Origin of the sequence: Prevotella sp. P5-126 (genome assembly GCF_002251185.1) — a bacterium.
GTDB lineage: Bacteria > Bacteroidota > Bacteroidia > Bacteroidales > Bacteroidaceae > Prevotella.
The window spans coordinates 1-17,247 of the sequence record NZ_NPIZ01000015.1 but is presented as its reverse complement, the minus strand read 5'-3'; the positions used below and the strand labels follow the sequence as shown (position 1 = coordinate 17,247).

The 17,247-nt window shown below is 45.2% G+C and carries 13 protein-coding genes and 5 tRNA genes; all 18 read left to right on the top strand.

Going from position 1 to position 17,247, the window contains the following annotated elements; translation table 11 throughout:
- Positions 1-289: 289 nt before the first annotated feature.
- The 18 genes from CIK90_RS01460 (at position 290) to rpoC (ending at position 16,912) form a co-directional block, all read left to right on the top strand.
- On the top strand, positions 290-2,080 hold the full coding sequence (locus tag CIK90_RS01460) for an aminopeptidase P family protein (protein WP_371595889.1): 1,791 nt from the start codon (positions 290-292) through the stop codon (positions 2,078-2,080).
- A gap of 120 nt (positions 2,081-2,200) precedes the next feature.
- Positions 2,201-2,392, top strand: a complete 192-nt coding sequence (gene rpsU / locus CIK90_RS01455) for a 30S ribosomal protein S21 (protein WP_094391127.1) — start codon at positions 2,201-2,203, stop codon at positions 2,390-2,392.
- A gap of 81 nt (positions 2,393-2,473) precedes the next feature.
- The gene (gene xerA / locus CIK90_RS01450) at positions 2,474-3,355 is read left to right on the top strand and encodes a site-specific tyrosine recombinase/integron integrase (RefSeq protein ID WP_094391128.1); all 882 of its coding nucleotides are present in this window, start codon (positions 2,474-2,476) and stop codon (positions 3,353-3,355) included.
- 45 nt (positions 3,356-3,400) lie between these two features.
- Complete coding sequence (hpf, locus tag CIK90_RS01445) at positions 3,401-3,700, top strand: ribosome hibernation-promoting factor, HPF/YfiA family (protein WP_094391299.1); 300 nt, start codon at positions 3,401-3,403, stop codon at positions 3,698-3,700.
- Positions 3,701-3,800: 100 nt separating this feature from the next.
- Positions 3,801-3,874, top strand: a tRNA-Thr gene (locus tag CIK90_RS01440).
- A gap of 72 nt (positions 3,875-3,946) precedes the next feature.
- A tRNA-Tyr gene (locus CIK90_RS01435) sits at positions 3,947-4,029 on the top strand.
- A gap of 21 nt (positions 4,030-4,050) precedes the next feature.
- A tRNA-Gly gene (locus CIK90_RS01430) sits at positions 4,051-4,123 on the top strand.
- An 8-nt stretch (positions 4,124-4,131) separates the two neighbouring features.
- A tRNA-Thr gene (locus CIK90_RS01425) sits at positions 4,132-4,203 on the top strand.
- Between the two features lie 57 nt (positions 4,204-4,260).
- Positions 4,261-5,451 carry an elongation factor Tu gene (tuf, locus tag CIK90_RS01420; RefSeq protein ID WP_094391129.1) on the top strand — a complete coding sequence of 397 codons (1,191 nt, stop codon included), beginning with the start codon at positions 4,261-4,263 and terminating at the stop codon, positions 5,449-5,451.
- Between the two features lie 79 nt (positions 5,452-5,530).
- A tRNA-Trp gene (locus tag CIK90_RS01415) sits at positions 5,531-5,603 on the top strand.
- A gap of 15 nt (positions 5,604-5,618) precedes the next feature.
- Positions 5,619-5,810, top strand: coding sequence for a preprotein translocase subunit SecE (gene secE, locus CIK90_RS01410; protein ID WP_094464142.1), 192 nt, complete (start codon positions 5,619-5,621; stop codon positions 5,808-5,810).
- 20 nt (positions 5,811-5,830) lie between these two features.
- On the top strand, positions 5,831-6,376 hold the full coding sequence (nusG, locus tag CIK90_RS01405) for a transcription termination/antitermination protein NusG (RefSeq protein WP_094434376.1): 546 nt from the start codon (positions 5,831-5,833) through the stop codon (positions 6,374-6,376).
- A gap of 96 nt (positions 6,377-6,472) precedes the next feature.
- Complete coding sequence (gene rplK, locus CIK90_RS01400; RefSeq protein ID WP_094391132.1) at positions 6,473-6,913, top strand: 50S ribosomal protein L11; 441 nt, start codon at positions 6,473-6,475, stop codon at positions 6,911-6,913.
- Positions 6,914-6,934: 21 nt separating this feature from the next.
- The gene (rplA, locus tag CIK90_RS01395) at positions 6,935-7,627 is read left to right on the top strand and encodes a 50S ribosomal protein L1 (protein ID WP_094391133.1); all 693 of its coding nucleotides are present in this window, start codon (positions 6,935-6,937) and stop codon (positions 7,625-7,627) included.
- A 19-nt stretch (positions 7,628-7,646) separates the two neighbouring features.
- A complete protein-coding gene (rplJ, locus tag CIK90_RS01390) occupies positions 7,647-8,162 on the top strand; it encodes a 50S ribosomal protein L10 (RefSeq protein ID WP_094464141.1) in 516 nt (171 codons plus the stop codon).
- A gap of 50 nt (positions 8,163-8,212) precedes the next feature.
- Positions 8,213-8,593: a 50S ribosomal protein L7/L12 gene (gene rplL, locus CIK90_RS01385; protein WP_094391135.1), complete on the top strand. Its 381-nt coding sequence runs from the start codon at positions 8,213-8,215 to the stop codon at positions 8,591-8,593.
- 131 nt (positions 8,594-8,724) lie between these two features.
- Positions 8,725-12,537: a DNA-directed RNA polymerase subunit beta gene (gene rpoB, locus CIK90_RS01380; protein WP_094434380.1), complete on the top strand. Its 3,813-nt coding sequence runs from the start codon at positions 8,725-8,727 to the stop codon at positions 12,535-12,537.
- A 46-nt stretch (positions 12,538-12,583) separates the two neighbouring features.
- Positions 12,584-16,912 (top strand): DNA-directed RNA polymerase subunit beta', encoded by a 4,329-nt coding sequence (rpoC, locus tag CIK90_RS01375; RefSeq protein WP_094391137.1) that lies wholly within the window; start codon positions 12,584-12,586, stop codon positions 16,910-16,912.
- Positions 16,913-17,247 lie beyond the last annotated feature (335 nt).

Below are 17,247 nucleotides of genomic sequence, written 5' to 3'. Positions count from 1 at the left end.
AATACGGAGTTTTGTGCCGTTACAGTATTACAGTATTACAGTTTTTGAAAACGGTTTTTAGTGCTCGAAATATGGATTTTTAGGGTTCTGGCAGGAAAATATGCTGCAAATCCATCGTTTTAGCTTTTTGAAAACTGTAATACTGTAATACTGTAACGCGTATGATATATTATACGAGTAAATAAATTTTCTACGATTGACGGTTTTGGCGCGTGGGCTAATCAAAAGAAAAATGAGTTTTTCTTTGTATTTCTCTCGGTTTGCACTACCTTTGTTGGAAAAATGAGAGATGATGAACAAAGAACTTATAGCTAAAAGACTGGAAATACTACGCGAGGAAATGCGCCGAGAACATCTGAGCGCATTCGTGTTTACTACGGGAGACCCTCATCATAGCGAATATACTGCGGAACATTGGAAAGGACGCGAATGGATTAGTGGATTCAATGGTTCTGCGGGTACTGCGGTGGTCACACTGAAAAGTGCGGCACTATGGACCGACTCACGCTATTTCATTGCTGCCGAAGAACAACTGAAAGGAACAGAATACCAGTTGATGAAACTGAAAATGCCCGAAACACCAACAGTCGCACAATGGATAGGTAGCGAACTTGCCGACATGGACGATAAAGCCGTGGGAATAGATGGAATGACCAACGGAGTGGCTGAGGTGGAAAACTTGAAATCTCAACTCAAACAACTTGGGGGCATTACGCTGCAGACAGCATGGGATCCCTTGCAGCGTATCTGGAAAGATAGACCGACCGTGCCTCTCTGTCCCGTAGAAATACAACCGATGGAATATGCGGGCGAAGAGGCTGCCTCAAAACTGAAACGAATAAGAAAAGCACTTCGGGAAAAACATGCAGACGGTATGTTGGTGGCTTCGCTGGATGATATTGCCTGGACGCTAAACCTCAGAGGCAACGACATCCATTGCTGTCCGCTATTCGTTTCGTTCCTGTTGATTGACACTCAAAGCGCCACCTTATTTATATATAAGGAGAAAGTAGGGGACGAGGTGAAGGCTTATCTCGCAAAACTCGGTGTGCGCATGGCAGACTATAATCAGGTGAAACAAGGACTGAAAGACTATCCGGAATATAACATTCTGATGGATCCTGATGAGGTTTGTTACACGCTCCGACAAGCGGTGACGCGTCCTGTCGTTGAGGCTGCATCGCCCATTCCCGCTATGAAAGCTGTGAAAAACGAGGCTGAACAGAACGGATTCCGATTGGCAATGCAACGAGACGGAGCTGCTTTGGTCAAGTTTCTGAAATGGATGGAAGAACAGACCATAGATGGAACAATGACAGAACTGACCGTTTCTGATCGACTGGAACAGCTACGGTCCGAACAGCCACTCTATCGCGGACTCTCTTTTGATACAATATCAGCATACGGACCACATGGAGCTATTGTGCACTATGAACCGACTCAAGAAACTGATGTGCCCTTGCAAAGGAAAAGTCTTCTGCTCATAGATAGTGGCGCACAATATCGGAACGGCACAACAGATATCACCAGAACATTGGCACTCGGAGAACTCACAGAAGAAGAACGGAAAGTTTATACGCTGGTGCTCAAAGGACACATACAGTTGCAGATGCTCATATTCCCCAAAGGAGCAAGCGGAACACAACTCGACGCTGTGGCACGTCGCGACCTCTGGCAACACGGATACAACTTCCTGCATGGCACAGGACACGGAGTGGGAAGCTTCCTCAATGTCCATGAAGGACCGCATCAGATTCGGATGGAATATGTGGCGCAACCGCTCTGCGAAGGAATGACCGTGACCGACGAACCGGGCATTTATCTCAAAGACCGTTTCGGCGTCAGAATCGAAAACACACTCCTTGTGGTTCCTGCTTTCCAAACCGAATGTGGCACCTTCCTGAAGTTTGAAACCCTCACACTCTGTCCCATCGACAGACGCCCCATTATTCGCGAAATGATGTCGGAAAAAGAAATAGATTGGCTCAACCAATATCACCAAATGGTATATGACCGATTAGCACCAATACTTTCAGAAGATGAAAAAACATGGCTGAAAACAGCCACGAAACCGTTGTAAATGAGTGAAAATCACAAAAAAGCGAAAAAAAACTTGCGCAATTCGTAAATATGTTGTAATTTTGCACCCGCTTAATGGCAGAATAAAAAGTTTAACTAAAATAATAAAAACAAAAAGAACATGATTATTGTACCGGTAAAGGAAGGCGAGAACATCGAAAAGGCCCTCAAAAAGTTTAAGAGAAAGTTCGAAAAGACTGGCGTTGTGAAAGAACTCCGTCGTCGTCAACAGTTCGATAAGCCGTCTGTACTGAAGCGCCTCAAGATGGAACACGCTATTTACGTACAGAAGCTCCGCGCTACTGAAGAATAAAAAAGTAGAGCGAAAATTTGGTGGTTTGATATTTTTTGCGTAAATTCGTTGCCGAAATAGAAACTGTAATGCAACGAGTCTATGATCAAGAAATTCTTAAGCTACCTGCGCTATGAGAGGAATCGCTCCGAACTCACAGTGCGAAACTACGACAAGAGCCTTAGGGAATTCGAGTCGTATTTTAAACTTAGGGATAGTCAGCTCTCATGGGAGACAATAGACTCCGATGTCATCCGAGACTGGATGGAGAGCTTGATGGATAAAGGCGCCATGGCATCAACAGTGAATAACTGTTTGAGTGCCGTGCGTTCTTTTTATAGGTATGCACTTGCATACGGAATCGTTGCAGTAGATCCTTCGCACTACGTCAAAGGACCGAAGCTCAAAAAACCACTACCCAAATTCATACGCGAAAAAGATATGGACCGCCTCATGGATCAAGACAACATGTGGGGCGATTCGGTTAAAGACATGCGCGCGCGTACTATTATATTAACGCTATACTCTACAGGAATACGATTGGCAGAACTTATCGGACTTGATGTGAATGACGTTGATTTCGTTAATATGCAACTCAAAGTGACCGGTAAACGAGACAAACAGCGGGTCGTACCTTTCGGAAAAGAACTCTGCGAGACCTTGCAGCAGTATCTTCAAGTACGCGAAACGCTACCGCTGCGTGATACAGAAGCACTCTTTGTGAACGACAAAGGGCTGCGAGTTAGTAGGGGACAGGTGGAAAATATAGTGAGAAACAATCTCTCGAAAGTCACAACACAGCAGAAAAGATCACCACACGTGCTGCGACACTCCTTTGCTACCGCCATGCTGAATAATGGCGCAGAACTGGAAAGCGTGCGCAAACTGCTCGGACACGAGAGCATCGCAACAACGGAAATCTATACACACGCAACATTCGAACAATTGAAAAGCGTGTATGAAAAAGCCCATCCAAGGGCCTGATAAGTGAAATATAAATAGTATTAACCCTAAAAAATGGAGGTAACTATGGAAATTAAGATTCAAGCAATCCACTTTGATGCAACTGACAAACTGCAGGCATTCATCGAAAAGAAAACAGCAAAACTGGAAAAAACCTACGAAGATATCCAAGCCGTAGAAGTGGTATGCAAAGTTGTGAAGCCAGCAACAGCACAAAATAAAGAGGTGAGCATTACTGTTAATGTTCCGGGGAATAGAGTTTTCGTAGAGAAAGTAAGCGATACTTTTGAGGAAGCAACAGACCTTTGCGTCGATTCTTTGAAGGTTCAATTGCAGAAAATCAAAGAAAAAATGCGTAATCGATAAAAAAAATCGCGAAAAGTTTTGGTAATTAAAAAATAATGCCTACCTTTGCATCCGCTTTCCGACAGTTAGCAACTCCTTCGGGAGGTGGATGCTTAGAGAAGCCTCTTTAGCTCAGTTGGCCAGAGCACGTGATTTGTAATCTCGGGGTCGTTGGTTCGAATCCGACAAGAGGCTCAGAAAAAGAACAAGGTCACAAGCAATTTGATGGCAAGTTAAGGAGTAACGGAATTTTTTTTTTTTTTTAATGGGTGGTTTCCAGAGCGGCCAAATGGGGCAGACTGTAAATCTGTTGTCTTTCGACTTCGGTGGTTCGAATCCATCACCACCCACTTCCGAATAGGAAGTCTATTGCGGAAATAGCTCAGTTGATAGAGCACTAGCCTTCCAAGCTGGGGGTCGCGGGTTTGAGCCCCGTTTTCCGCTCTAAGCCTGCTGTTATAGCTCAGTGGTAGAGCACTTCCTTGGTAAGGAAGAGGTCCCGAGTTCAAGTCTCGGTAACAGCTCTTGAGAAAACAAGATTTAAATCGAACATTCATTAATTATAATAACAAAGAAAAGCTATGGCTAAAGAGAATTTTGTGCGCACCAAACCGCACGTAAACATCGGTACTATCGGTCACGTTGACCATGGTAAGACCACTCTGACTGCTGCCATCTCTAAGGTTCTCCACGAGAAGGGTTTCGGTACAGAGGATGTTAAGTCTTTCGATCAGATTGACAATGCTCCTGAGGAAAAAGAGCGTGGTATCACCATTAACTCTGCCCACATCGAGTATGAGACCGCTAACCGTCACTACGCACACGTTGACTGCCCAGGACACGCTGACTATGTAAAGAACATGGTTACTGGTGCTGCTCAGATGGACGGTGCTATCCTTGTTGTTGCTGCAACTGATGGTCCTATGCCTCAGACACGTGAGCACGTTCTGCTCGCTCGTCAGGTGAACGTTCCACGTCTGGTTGTATTCCTGAACAAATGCGATATGGTTGAGGATGAGGAAATGCTCGAACTCGTTGAAATGGAAGTTCAAGAGATCCTCGCTCAGTACGATTTCGAAGAAGATACTCCTATCATCCGCGGTTCTGCACTTGGTGCATTGAACGGTGTTGAAAAATGGGTTGACAAAGTTATGGAGCTGATGGATACCTGTGATACTTGGATTCAGGAGCCTCCACGTGATACTGACAAACCTTTCTTGATGCCTATCGAGGACGTATTCTCAATCACAGGTCGTGGTACTGTTGCTACCGGTCGTATCGAAACTGGTGTTATCCACGTTGGTGACGAAGTTGAACTGCTCGGTCTTGGTGAAGACAAGAAGTCTGTTGTAACTGGTGTAGAAATGTTCCGTAAGATCCTTGATGAGGGTCGTGCTGGTGATAACGTAGGTCTGCTTCTCCGTGGTATCGATAAGAACGAGATCAAACGTGGTATGGTACTCTGCCATCCTGGACAGATCAAGCCTTTCAAGAAGTTCAAGGCTTCTATCTACGTTCTGAAGAAAGAAGAGGGTGGTCGTCACACTCCATTCGGAAACAAATACCGTCCTCAGTTCTATCTGCGTACCATGGACTGCACAGGTGAAATCACTCTTCCCGAGGGAGTTGAAATGGTAATGCCTGGTGACAACGTTGAGATCACTGTTGAGCTCATCTACGCTGTTGCTCTGAACCAGGGTCTGCGCTTCGCTATCCGCGAAGGTGGTCGTACCGTTGGTTCTGGTCAGATTACTGAAGTTTTCGAAGACTAATTCTAAGCAGTTTTTCTCTTACGAGACAAACTTTAGGAATTGACTATAAAGCCCCTGCTCTTCAGGGCAGGGGCTACTTACGGGAATAGCTCAGTTGGTAGAGCATCGGTCTCCAAAACCGAGGGTCGTGGGTTCGAGTCCTCCTTCCCGTGCTAAAACAAGAAGATATGTTTAAATCAATAGCAAATTACTGCAAGTCATGTTATGACGAACTCGTACATAAGGTGACATGGCCGACGCGTAAGGAATTGACACAAAGTGCTGTGTTGGTACTTACAGCTTCTTTGATTATTGCAATTATAGTATGGCTGATGGATATCGCATTCAAAGCCGTCATGAGTTTAGTTTATCCCAACTAATTGTTAGATAATACATAAAGATGTCTGAGTCAGGAATGAATTGGTACGTCCTGCGTGCTGTAAGTGGAAAAGAAGGCAAAGTAAAAGAGTTCATCGAAGCTGCTAAGAAGCATAACGATGTGCTCAATGCTTCCGTTGGGGAAATCCTTCTGCCTACAGAGAAATATGCAATGATGCGCAATGGTAAGCGTGTTATTAAAGAAAAACTTTTCCTTCCGGGGTATGTCCTTATTCAGGCCCGCCTGCAAGGTGAAGTGGCACACATGCTTCGCTTCATTCCCAATGTACTTGGTTTTCTTGGTGGTTTGGATCACCCTGAAGTGGTGAGACAGGCCGATATCAACAGAATACTTGGTACAGCAGAGGAATCTTCCATTGAAAATACTGATGTTGCCATCCCATACAATGTGGATGATACTGTAAAGGTCATCGATGGTCCTTTCAGCGGATTCAGTGGTGTCATTGAAGAAGTTAACGCAGACAAACGCAAGTTGAAGGTAATGGTGAAGATCTTTGGAAGAAAAACACCACTCGAACTTGCATTCACACAAGTAGAGAAAGAATAGGACATAAGTTACGGTATGTCCACTTCGTATATACGGTTGTTAGAGGCTTCCACTCTGATGGCTTATATAACAAAATTAAAATAATTACAAACAGAAATGGCTAAAGAAGTTGCTGGATTAATCAAATTACAGATTAAAGGTGGCGCTGCGAATCCTTCTCCCCCCGTAGGTCCTGCTTTGGGTTCTAAGGGTATTAATATCATGGGATTCTGCAAAGAGTTCAACGCCAGAACCCAGGATAAGGCTGGTAAGGTTTTGCCAGTTGTTATCACTTACTATGCAGACAAGTCATTTAGCTTCGTGATCAAGACTCCTCCCGCTGCTATCCAGCTCTTGGAGGCTGCCAAGATCAAGGGAGGTTCTGCTCAGCCTAACCGTAAGAAGGTTGCTGCTGTTACTTGGGAACAGGTACGCGCAATCGCTGAGGACAAGATGAGCGACTTGAACTGTTTTACCATTGAGTCAGCTATGAAGCTGATCGCTGGTACAGCAAGAAGTATGGGTATCACTGTAAAAGGGGACTTCCCTGGTAAATAACAAATAACTTCAATTTGAACAATGAGTAAACTGACAAAAAATCAAAAGTTGGTAGCTGGTAAGGTTGAAGCAGGGAAGGCATACTCTTTGAAAGAGGCCGCAGAGCTGGTGAAGGAAATTACCACCACTAAGTTCGAGGCATCTCTCGATATCGACGTACGCTTGGGCGTAGATCCTCGTAAAGCCAATCAGATGGTTCGTGGCGTTGTTTCGCTGCCGAACGGTACTGGTAAGGTGACACGAGTTCTGGCTCTCTGTACTCCCGATCAGGAAGCTGCCGCTAAGGAAGCTGGAGCTGACTACGTTGGTCTTGATGAGTATATCAACAAGATCAAAGCTGGTTGGACTGATGTTGATGTTATCATCACAATGCCTTCTTGCATGGGTAAACTTGGTCCTCTCGGCCGTATCCTCGGCCCACGTGGATTGATGCCTAACCCAAAGAGTGGTACTGTGACTATGGACGTTGCTAAGGCAGTTAAGGAAGTTAAGCAGGGTAAGATCGACTTTAAGGTTGACAAGGCAGGTATCGTGCACACGTCAATCGGTAAGGTTACATTCACTGCTGATCAAATTTTCGAGAACGCAAAAGAGTTCATTCAGACTATCATTAAGTTGAAGCCTGCTGCTGCCAAGGGTACATACATTAAGAGTATCTTTATCTCAAGCACTATGAGTGCAGGTATTAAGGTAGATCCTAAATCAGTTGAATAACTCGTAAAAGTTTAGTAAAATGAAAAAGGAAGTAAAAGATACTATTATTGTAGAACTCGGAGAAAACCTCAAAAAGTATCCTCATTTCTATCTCGTTGACGTAACTGGACTGAACGCTGAAAAAACAAGCGATCTTCGTCGCAAGTGCTTCAAGAGCGAGATTAAAATGGTGGTTGTGAAGAATAAGTTGCTTCACAAGGCTTTCGAGGCTTCTGAGATTGATTTCGAGCCATTGTATGGTTGCTTGAAAGGAAATACTGCGCTCCTCTTCTGTGAGACTGCTAATGTTCCTGCAAAGTTGCTGAAAGAGTACAAGAAGGAAGGTATTCCTGCTTTCAAGGCTGCATACGCTGAAGAAGGTTTCTTCGTAGGTGCAGACAAACTCGAAGAACTGGTTTCTATCAAGAGCAAGAACGAACTTATCGCCGATGTTATGGCTTTGCTGCAGTCACCTATCAAGACTGTCGTATCTGGTCTCAACGCTGGTGGTAAAATCCATGGCCTGCTAGACGCTATCGCTGAGCGTAATAAATAAGCGAAACGTATAACAAATAACATTTAAAAACATTAAAAAATTAGAATAAAATGGCAGATATTAAAGCTATTGCTGAAGAGTTGGTAAATCTCTCAGTTAAAGAAGTACAAGAGTTGGCAACTGTCCTGAAGGACGAGTATGGAATTGAGCCCGCCGCTGCAGCTGTTGCAGTTGCTGCTGGTCCCGCCGCTGCAGGTGGTGCTGAGGCTGCTGAAGAGAAGACTTCTTTCGACGTAGTTCTGAAGGAAGTAGGCGCTAACAAGCTCCAGGTTGTTAAGGCTGTTAAGGAAGCTTGTGGTCTCGGTCTGAAGGAAGCTAAGGATCTCGTTGACGGTGCTCCTGCTACTCTGAAAGAGGGCATGGCAAAGGACGAGGCTGAGAACCTGAAGAAGACTATCGAAGGTGCAGGTGCCGTAGTTGAGCTGAAATAATTTAGCACAACAATAAAGAATTGGTTAAGGACTTCCCAGTCGGAGGTTCTTAACCTTTTTGTGTCTTACAAGTAAAGTTCTAGAAATTTCTAGAACACTCTATATTTCTAGAACATCACACATTATAATATATGGCTTCAAAAGTAGTAAACAACAGAGTAAACTTTGGCAGCGTCAAGAATCCGTTACCATATCCGGATTTCCTCGATGTGCAATTAAAGTCATTCAAAGATTTCCTGCAGCTGGATACTCCACCTGAGGAACGCAAGAATGACGGTTTGTATAAGGTGTTTTCAGAGAACTTCCCTATCACCGACACACGTAATAATTTCGTTCTTGAGTTCCTGGATTACTATATTGATCCCCCGCGTTATACCATCGACGAATGTCTGGAACGTGGATTGACATATAGCGTACCCTTGAAAGCTAAACTGAAACTTTATTGTACAGACCCCGATCATGAGGATTTCAGTACTGTGATTCAGGACGTATTCCTTGGTCCTATTCCCTATATGACCGATAATGGTACGTTTGTTATCAATGGCGCTGAGCGCGTAGTAGTTTCGCAGTTGCACCGTTCTCCTGGTGTGTTCTTCGGACAGAGCGTACATGCCAATGGTACTTTGCTTTATAGTGCCCGTATCATTCCGTTCAAGGGTTCTTGGATTGAGTTTGCTACTGATATTAATAGTGTGATGTATGCTTACATCGACCGTAAGAAGAAATTGCCTGTTACTACCTTGCTGCGTGCAATCGGTTTCGAGAATGATAAGGACATCCTTGAGATTTTCGACCTGGCTGAAGAGGTGAAGGTTAACAAAACTTCTCTGAAGAAGGTTATCGGTCGTAAGCTTGCAGCTCGTGTGTTGAAGAGCTGGAACGAGGACTTTGTTGATGAAGATACAGGTGAAGTAGTATCTATCGAGCGTAACGAAGTGATGATGGAGCGTGAGACCGAAATCACAGAAGATAACGTTGCTGAGATTCTTGAGTGTGGTGCACAGACCATTCTCGTTCATAAAAATGAGAATCAGGCTCAGGATTTCTCTATCATCTTCAATACTTTGCAGAAGGACCCCAGTAACTCAGAAAAAGAAGCTATTCTGTATATTTATCGCCAGTTGCGTAATGCAGATCCTCAGGATGATGCATCTGCACGTGAGGTGATTCAGAACTTGTTCTTCTCAGACAAACGTTATGACTTGGGTGATGTGGGTCGTTACCGTATCAACAAGAAACTTGGTCTTGATACTGACATGTCTGTACGTGTACTGACTAAGGAGGATATTATCGAGATTATAAAGTATCTGATTCAGTTGATCAACTCAAAGGCTACTGTCGATGATATTGACCACCTCTCAAACCGTCGTGTTCGCACTGTTGGTGAGCAGTTGGGCAATCAGTTCTCTGTAGGTCTTGCTCGTATGAGTCGTACTATTCGTGAGCGTATGAATGTTCGTGACAATGAGGTGTTCACTCCTATAGATTTGATCAATGCCAAGACTATTTCGAGTGTCATCAACTCGTTCTTTGGTACTAACCCATTGTCGCAGTTCATGGACCAGACTAACCCATTGGCAGAGGTAACCCACAAACGTCGTCTTTCTGCCCTTGGTCCTGGTGGTCTGTCTCGTGAGCGTGCTGGATTCGAGGTACGTGACGTACACTATACTCACTATGGTCGTCTATGTCCTATCGAAAGTCCTGAAGGACCTAACATCGGACTTATTTCTTCATTGTGTGTATATGCTAAGATTAATGAGCTTGGCTTCATCGAAACTCCATATCGTAAGGTAGAAAATGGTGTGGCCAACCTCAAAAATGATGAAATACTATATCTGACTGCTGAGGAAGAAGAAAACCACGTAATCGGTCAAGGTAATGCACCGCTGAACGACGACGGAACATTCATTCGTGAAGTAGTGAAATGTCGTCAAGATGCGGACTTCCCTGTTGTTCCACCAACAGAAGTTGACTTGATTGACGTTTCTCCACAGCAGATTGCATCTATTGCGGCTTCGCTTATTCCTTTCTTGGAGCATGACGATGCTCACCGTGCACTGATGGGATCGAACATGATGCGTCAGGCCGTACCTTTGCTTCATAACGAGGCTCCTATCGTTGGTACTGGTATTGAGAAGCAGGTATGTGAGGACAGCCGCACCATGGTTACTGCAGAAGGCGAGGGTGTAATCGATTATGTTGATGCAACTACTATTCGTGTGCTCTATGATCGCACAGAGGATGAGGAGTTCGTTAGTTTCGAACCAGCCCTTAAGGAATACCGTATTCCGAAGTTCCGTCGTACCAACCAGAACATGACTATTGACCTTCGTCCTATTTGTGACAAGGGACAGCGTGTGAAGAAGGGCGACATCCTTACGGAAGGATATGCTACCGAGAACGGTGAACTGGCTCTTGGCCGCAACCTGCTCGTTGCCTATATGCCTTGGAAGGGTTACAACTATGAGGATGCTATCGTATTGAACGAGCGTATTGTTCGTGAGGACGTACTGACCTCTGTACACGTTGATGAATACTCTCTTGATGTACGCGAAACTAAGCGTGGTGCTGAAGAGTTCACTTCTGATATTCCCAATGTTAGTGAAGAAGCTACTAAGGATCTCGATGAGAATGGTATCATCCGTGTTGGTGCCCGTGTAGAACCAGGTGACATCTTGATTGGTAAGATTTCACCAAAGGGTGAGAGCGATCCTTCACCTGAAGAAAAATTGCTGCGTGCCATCTTCGGTGACAAGGCTGGTGATGTGAAAGACTCTTCACTGAAGGCTAATCCTTCATTGACAGGTGTTGTTATCGACAAGAAACTCTTTACCCGTGCTACTAAGACTCGTCAGGACAAACAGCAGGACAAGGTTAAGCTTGCAAAAATTGATGAAGAGCACAATGCCAAGATAGAAGATCTGAAGGATATTCTTGTAGAGAAACTTCTGGTATTGACAGATGGTAAAGTTTCACAAGGTGTGAAAGACTATACTGGTGCCGAAATCATTTCTAAGGGTAGTAAGTTTACTATGACCAACCTGAAGAACCTGGAGTATGGTGATGTACAGGTGAGCAACTGGACCGAGGATGATCACAACAACAAGATGATCGCTCAGTTGATTACCAACTTTATGAAGAAGTACAAACTCCTTGATGCAGAGATGAAGCGTAAGAAGTTTGCCATTACCATCGGTGATGAACTGCCTTCAGGAATCCTGCAGATGGGTAAGGTATATGTTGCCAAGAAACGTAAGATTGGTGTCGGTGATAAACTCGCCGGACGTCACGGTAACAAGGGTATTGTGTCTAAGGTAGTTCGCCAGGAAGATATGCCGTTCTTGGAGGATGGTCGTCCAGTTGACTTGGTACTTAATCCACTGGGTGTGCCTTCTCGTATGAACCTTGGACAGATTTTTGAGGCTATCCTTGGTGCAGCAGGTAAACGTCTCGGTGTGAAGTTTGCTACTCCAATCTTCGATGGTGCAAAACTTGACGACCTCGCAGAATGGACCGACAAAGCAGGTCTGCCACGCCTCTGCTCAACACATCTGTATGATGGTGAGACCGGTGAGCGATTTGACCAGCCTGCTACTATCGGTATCACATACTTCCTCAAACTCGGCCACATGGTAGAAGACAAGATGCACGCCCGTTCTATCGGTCCGTACAGTCTCATCACTCAGCAACCTCTTGGAGGTAAGGCACAGTTCGGTGGTCAGCGTTTTGGAGAAATGGAGGTCTGGGCATTGGAAGCCTTCGGAGCCAGTCATGTGCTTCAGGAGATCCTTACCATCAAGTCAGACGACGTGGTTGGACGCAGCAAGGCCTACGAGGCTATTGTCAAGGGCGATCCCATGCCAACTCCCGACATCCCCGAATCACTCAATGTATTGTTGCATGAGTTGAAGGGTCTTGGTCTAAGTATCAAGATGGATTAATCTGTGAGTTAACGAACAAAGAACAAAGTATATTAAGTATTGAAATATGGCTTTCAAGAAAGAATCAAAGATAAAGAGTAATTTTACCAAGATTACCATCGGTCTGGCTTCACCAGAGGAGATCCTTGAGAATTCCTGCGGTGAGGTGACCAAGCCTGAGACCATCAACTATCGCACCTATAAGCCTGAGCGCGACGGTCTGTTCTGCGAGCGCATCTTCGGTCCTACAAAGGACTATGAGTGTGCCTGCGGTAAGTATAAGCGCATTCGCTATAAGGGTATTGTTTGTGACCGATGCGGAGTAGAGGTGACTGAGAAGAAGGTTCGCCGTGAACGTGCTGGTCATATCGAGTTGGTAGTTCCGGTTGCCCATATTTGGTATTTCCGCAGCTTGCCTAATAAGATTGGTTATCTGTTGGGGCTGCCTACAAAGAAACTCGACTCTATCATCTACTACGAGCGATATGTTGTCATCCAGCCTGGTGTTATGGCTGGCCGTCAGGATGCAGAAGGAAATGCAGCAGTAGGTTCGAATATGTACGACCTGCTCACAGAAGATGAGTATAACGATATCATCGAGAACCAGATTTCTATCGAGAACGACTATCTCGATGATAGCGATCCCAATAAGTTTATTGCCAAGATGGGTGCAGAGGCTATCTATGACCTTCTCGTCCGTCTTGACCTCGACTCTCTGTCGTATGAACTGCGTGACCGTGCCAACAGCGACTCGTCTATGCAGCGCAAGAATGAGGCTTTGAAGCGTCTGCAGGTTGTTGAAGCTTTCCGCAATAGTGTAGAGAAGGGCATCAACCGTCCTGAGTGGATGATAATGAAAATTATCCCTGTAACTCCTCCTGAGTTGCGTCCACTCGTTCCACTGGATGGTGGTCGTTTCGCTACTTCCGACCTCAACGACCTCTATCGTCGTGTCATCATTCGTAACAATCGTTTGAAGCGACTGATGGAAATTAAGGCTCCTGAGGTTATTCTGCGCAATGAGAAGCGTATGTTGCAGGAGGCTGTTGACTCTCTCTTCGACAACAGTCGTAAGTCTTCAGCTGTGAAGAGTGAGAGCAATCGTCCGCTCAAGTCTCTTAGCGATTCGCTGAAAGGTAAGCAAGGACGTTTCCGTCAGAACTTGCTCGGTAAACGTGTTGACTATTCTGCGCGTTCTGTAATCGTAGTAGGTCCTGAATTGAAGATGGGTGAGTGTGGTCTTCCTAAGTTGATGGCTGCCGAGCTCTATAAGCCATTCATCATCCGCAAGCTCATTGAGCGTGGAATTGTAAAGACTGTGAAGTCTGCCAAGAAGATTGTTGACCGTCGTGAACCGGTAATTTGGGATATCCTTGAGAATGTAATGAAAGGACATCCTGTGTTGCTCAACCGTGCGCCAACACTTCACCGTCTCGGTATTCAGGCCTTCCAACCCAAACTGATTGAGGGTAAGGCTATTCAGCTTCACCCATTGGCATGTACTGCATTTAACGCCGACTTTGATGGTGACCAGATGGCTGTCCATCTCCCATTGAGCAATGAGGCCGTGCTTGAAGCACAGATTCTGATGCTTCAGAGCCACAATATCCTGAACCCTGCCAATGGAGCTCCTATCACCGTACCTTCACAGGATATGGTGCTCGGTCTTTATTATATTTCTAAGATCCGTCCAGGTGCCAAGGGTGAAGGCTTGACTTTCTATGGTCCAGAAGAGGCTATCATTGCATACAACGAAGGTCGTTGTGACCTCCACGCTCAAGTGAAGGTTATGGTTGATGACCGTATTGATGGCAAACCTGTCCGCCATTTGGTGGAGACTTCTGTTGGTCGTGTTATCGTAAACGGTATCATTCCTGAAGAGGTTGGCTTTGTCAACAAGATCGTGTCTAAGAAGTCACTTCGCGATATCATTGCTGATGTGATTAAGAATGTAGGTTTTGCTGAAGCCTGTGAGTTCCTTGATGGTATCAAGAACCTTGGTTATCGTATGGCTTATGAGGCAGGACTTTCGTTCAACCTTGACGATATCATTATTCCGGAATCTAAGAAGGACCTTGTAGCTAAGGGTAATGAGGAAATCCGTCAAATTACCGAGAACTATAACATGGGTTTCATTACCGACAACGAACGTTATAATCAGGTAATTGATACCTGGACACATATCAATAACGACCTTGGTAATGTGCTGATGAAGGAAATGACAGAGGCCGACCAGGGTTTCAATGCCGTATTCATGATGCTCGACTCTGGAGCCCGTGGTAGTAAAGACCAGATTCGTCAGCTTTCAGGTATGCGTGGTCTGATGGCCAAACCGCAGAAAGCTGGTGCTGAGGGTGCACAGATTATTGAGAACCCAATTCTGTCGAACTTTAAGGAAGGTATGTCAGTGCTGGAGTACTTCATCTCTACCCATGGTGCACGTAAGGGTCTTGCCGATACCGCTATGAAAACAGCCGACGCCGGTTATCTGACACGTCGTCTGGTTGACGTTTCCCATGATGTGATCATCAACGAGGAAGACTGTGGTACACTGCGCGGACTCGTTTGCACTGCATTGAAGAATGGTGATGAAGTCATTTCAACTCTCTATGAGCGCATTATCGGTCGTGTATCTGTTCATGATATTATTCATCCTTCAACCGGAGAACTTATCGTTGCTGCCGGTGAGGAAATAACTGAGCCAATTGCACAGGCTATTGAAGATTCGCCCATCGAGAGTGTTGAAATCCGTTCTGTGCTTACTTGTGAGTCGAAGCATGGTGTCTGCATGAAGTGTTACGGACGCAACCTTGCCACTCGTCGTATGGTACAGAAGGGTGAGGCTGTCGGTGTGATTGCTGCTCAGGCTATTGGTGAACCAGGTACACAGCTTACTCTTCGTACGTTCCACGCCGGCGGTGTGGCTGCCAATGCTGCTGCCAATGCCAGCATCGTGGTGAAAAATGACTCTCGTATCGAATTTGAGGAAGTACGTACCGTACCATTTGATGAAGATGGTCGCGAATGTGAGATGGTTGTCAGCCGTCTGGGTGAAGTACGTTTCGTAGATCCCAATACCAATATCGTTCTTTCTTCGATGAACGTACCTTACGGTTCTTCTCTCTATTTCAAGCATGGAGCTTTGGTTAAGAAGGGCGACAAACTTGCACAGTGGGATCCGTTTAACGCCGTCATCGTTTCTGAATACGCAGGAACCTTGAAGTTCCACGATGTAATTGAAGGTATTACTTACCGTGCCGAGACCGACGAAACCACAGGTCTTACTGAAAAGATTGTCACCGAGTCGAAAGACAAGTCTAAGGTACCTACCTGTGATATTATTGACGCTAACGGTGAGGTTGCTGGAACATACAACTTCCCTGTGGGTGGTCACGTAGTAGTTGAAGATGGTCAGACTATTAAAACTGGTGAGACCCTCGTTAAGATTCCTCGTGCAGCTGCCAAGGGTGGTGACATTACCGGTGGTCTGCCTCGAGTAACAGAGTTGTTCGAGGCACGTAACCCAAGTAACCCTGCCATTGTATCTGAAATTGATGGTGAGGTAACCATGGGTAAGGTGAAGCGCGGTAACCGTGAAATCATCGTTACATCAAAGACTGGTGAGCAGCGCAAGTATCTCGTATCGTTGTCTAAGCAGATTCTGGTACAGGAACACGATGCCGTACGTGCAGGAACTCCGCTGTCAGATGGTGTTATTACTCCAGCAGACATCCTTGCTATCAAGGGTCCCACGGCTGTACAGGAATATATCGTGAATGAAGTACAGGATGTGTATCGTCTGCAGGGTGTGAAGATTAACGATAAGCACTTCGAGATTATCGTACGCCAGATGATGCGTAAGGTACAGATCAACGATCCAGGCGATACCTCATTCCTTGAGCAGGAGATTGTTGATAAACTCGACTTTGCAGAAGAGAACGATCGTATCTGGGGCAAGAAAGTTGTTGTAGATGCTGGTGACTCAGAGAACCTTCAGAAAGGTCAAATTGTTACCGCACGCAAACTGCGCGACGAGAACTCAATGCTGAAGCGTCGTGACCTTAAATTGGTTCAGGTACGTGATGCTGTTGCTGCTACCTCTACCCAGATTCTGCAGGGTATCACCCGTGCCGCTCTTCAGACCAAGTCGTTCATGTCGGCTGCATCGTTCCAGGAAACCACAAAGGTGCTCAACGAAGCCGCTATCCGTGGTAAGGTTGATTACCTTGAGGGCATGAAGGAGAATGTGATTACTGGTCACTTGATTCCAGCCGGAACTGGTCTTCGCGAATTTGAAAAGATTATCGTAGGCTCGAAAGAAGAGTATGAGCGCATGCAAGCTAATAAGAAAAATGTGCTTGACTTTGCCAACGAACCTGCAATGGACGAGAAATAATTCTCGCTCCTGACTAATATATCAAAGTGCTGCTATTGTCTGAAAGGACGGTAGCAGCGTTTTTTTGTATGTTATTTCTATATAGGCATGTTATTTCTATATAGGCATCATGCTTAGTTGGATTTGGCTTCTCTGCAAAGTTCCTTTCAATTTGGTCCTGTCGATAGTATTGTTATCCCTTCGGATCATTCCTGGGTATTGAGTAAACTACCCCAATTCGGGATAAAATAGCGATTAGTTGCATGTGAAGACAGATACGTGAATTCTCTTCCCATACCATCAGACATGGGCTATATATAAAGAATCGAAAGAGATTATTCTGTCCTTAGAACAAT

What these genes read in the sequence shown, in the direction of transcription:
- CIK90_RS01460 (WP_371595889.1), top strand. Translation starts at nt 290, where the DNA reads ATGATGAACAAAGAACTTATAGCTAAAAGACTGGAAATACTACGCGAG.
- rpsU (WP_094391127.1), top strand. Translation starts at nt 2,201, where the DNA reads ATGATTATTGTACCGGTAAAGGAAGGCGAGAACATCGAAAAGGCCCTC.
- xerA (WP_094391128.1), top strand. Translation starts at nt 2,474, where the DNA reads ATGATCAAGAAATTCTTAAGCTACCTGCGCTATGAGAGGAATCGCTCC.
- hpf (WP_094391299.1), top strand. Translation starts at nt 3,401, where the DNA reads ATGGAAATTAAGATTCAAGCAATCCACTTTGATGCAACTGACAAACTG.
- tuf (WP_094391129.1), top strand. Translation starts at nt 4,261, where the DNA reads ATGGCTAAAGAGAATTTTGTGCGCACCAAACCGCACGTAAACATCGGT.
- secE (WP_094464142.1), top strand. Translation starts at nt 5,619, where the DNA reads ATGTTTAAATCAATAGCAAATTACTGCAAGTCATGTTATGACGAACTC.
- nusG (WP_094434376.1), top strand. Translation starts at nt 5,831, where the DNA reads ATGTCTGAGTCAGGAATGAATTGGTACGTCCTGCGTGCTGTAAGTGGA.
- rplK (WP_094391132.1), top strand. Translation starts at nt 6,473, where the DNA reads ATGGCTAAAGAAGTTGCTGGATTAATCAAATTACAGATTAAAGGTGGC.
- rplA (WP_094391133.1), top strand. Translation starts at nt 6,935, where the DNA reads ATGAGTAAACTGACAAAAAATCAAAAGTTGGTAGCTGGTAAGGTTGAA.
- rplJ (WP_094464141.1), top strand. Translation starts at nt 7,647, where the DNA reads ATGAAAAAGGAAGTAAAAGATACTATTATTGTAGAACTCGGAGAAAAC.
- rplL (WP_094391135.1), top strand. Translation starts at nt 8,213, where the DNA reads ATGGCAGATATTAAAGCTATTGCTGAAGAGTTGGTAAATCTCTCAGTT.
- rpoB (WP_094434380.1), top strand. Translation starts at nt 8,725, where the DNA reads ATGGCTTCAAAAGTAGTAAACAACAGAGTAAACTTTGGCAGCGTCAAG.
- rpoC (WP_094391137.1), top strand. Translation starts at nt 12,584, where the DNA reads ATGGCTTTCAAGAAAGAATCAAAGATAAAGAGTAATTTTACCAAGATT.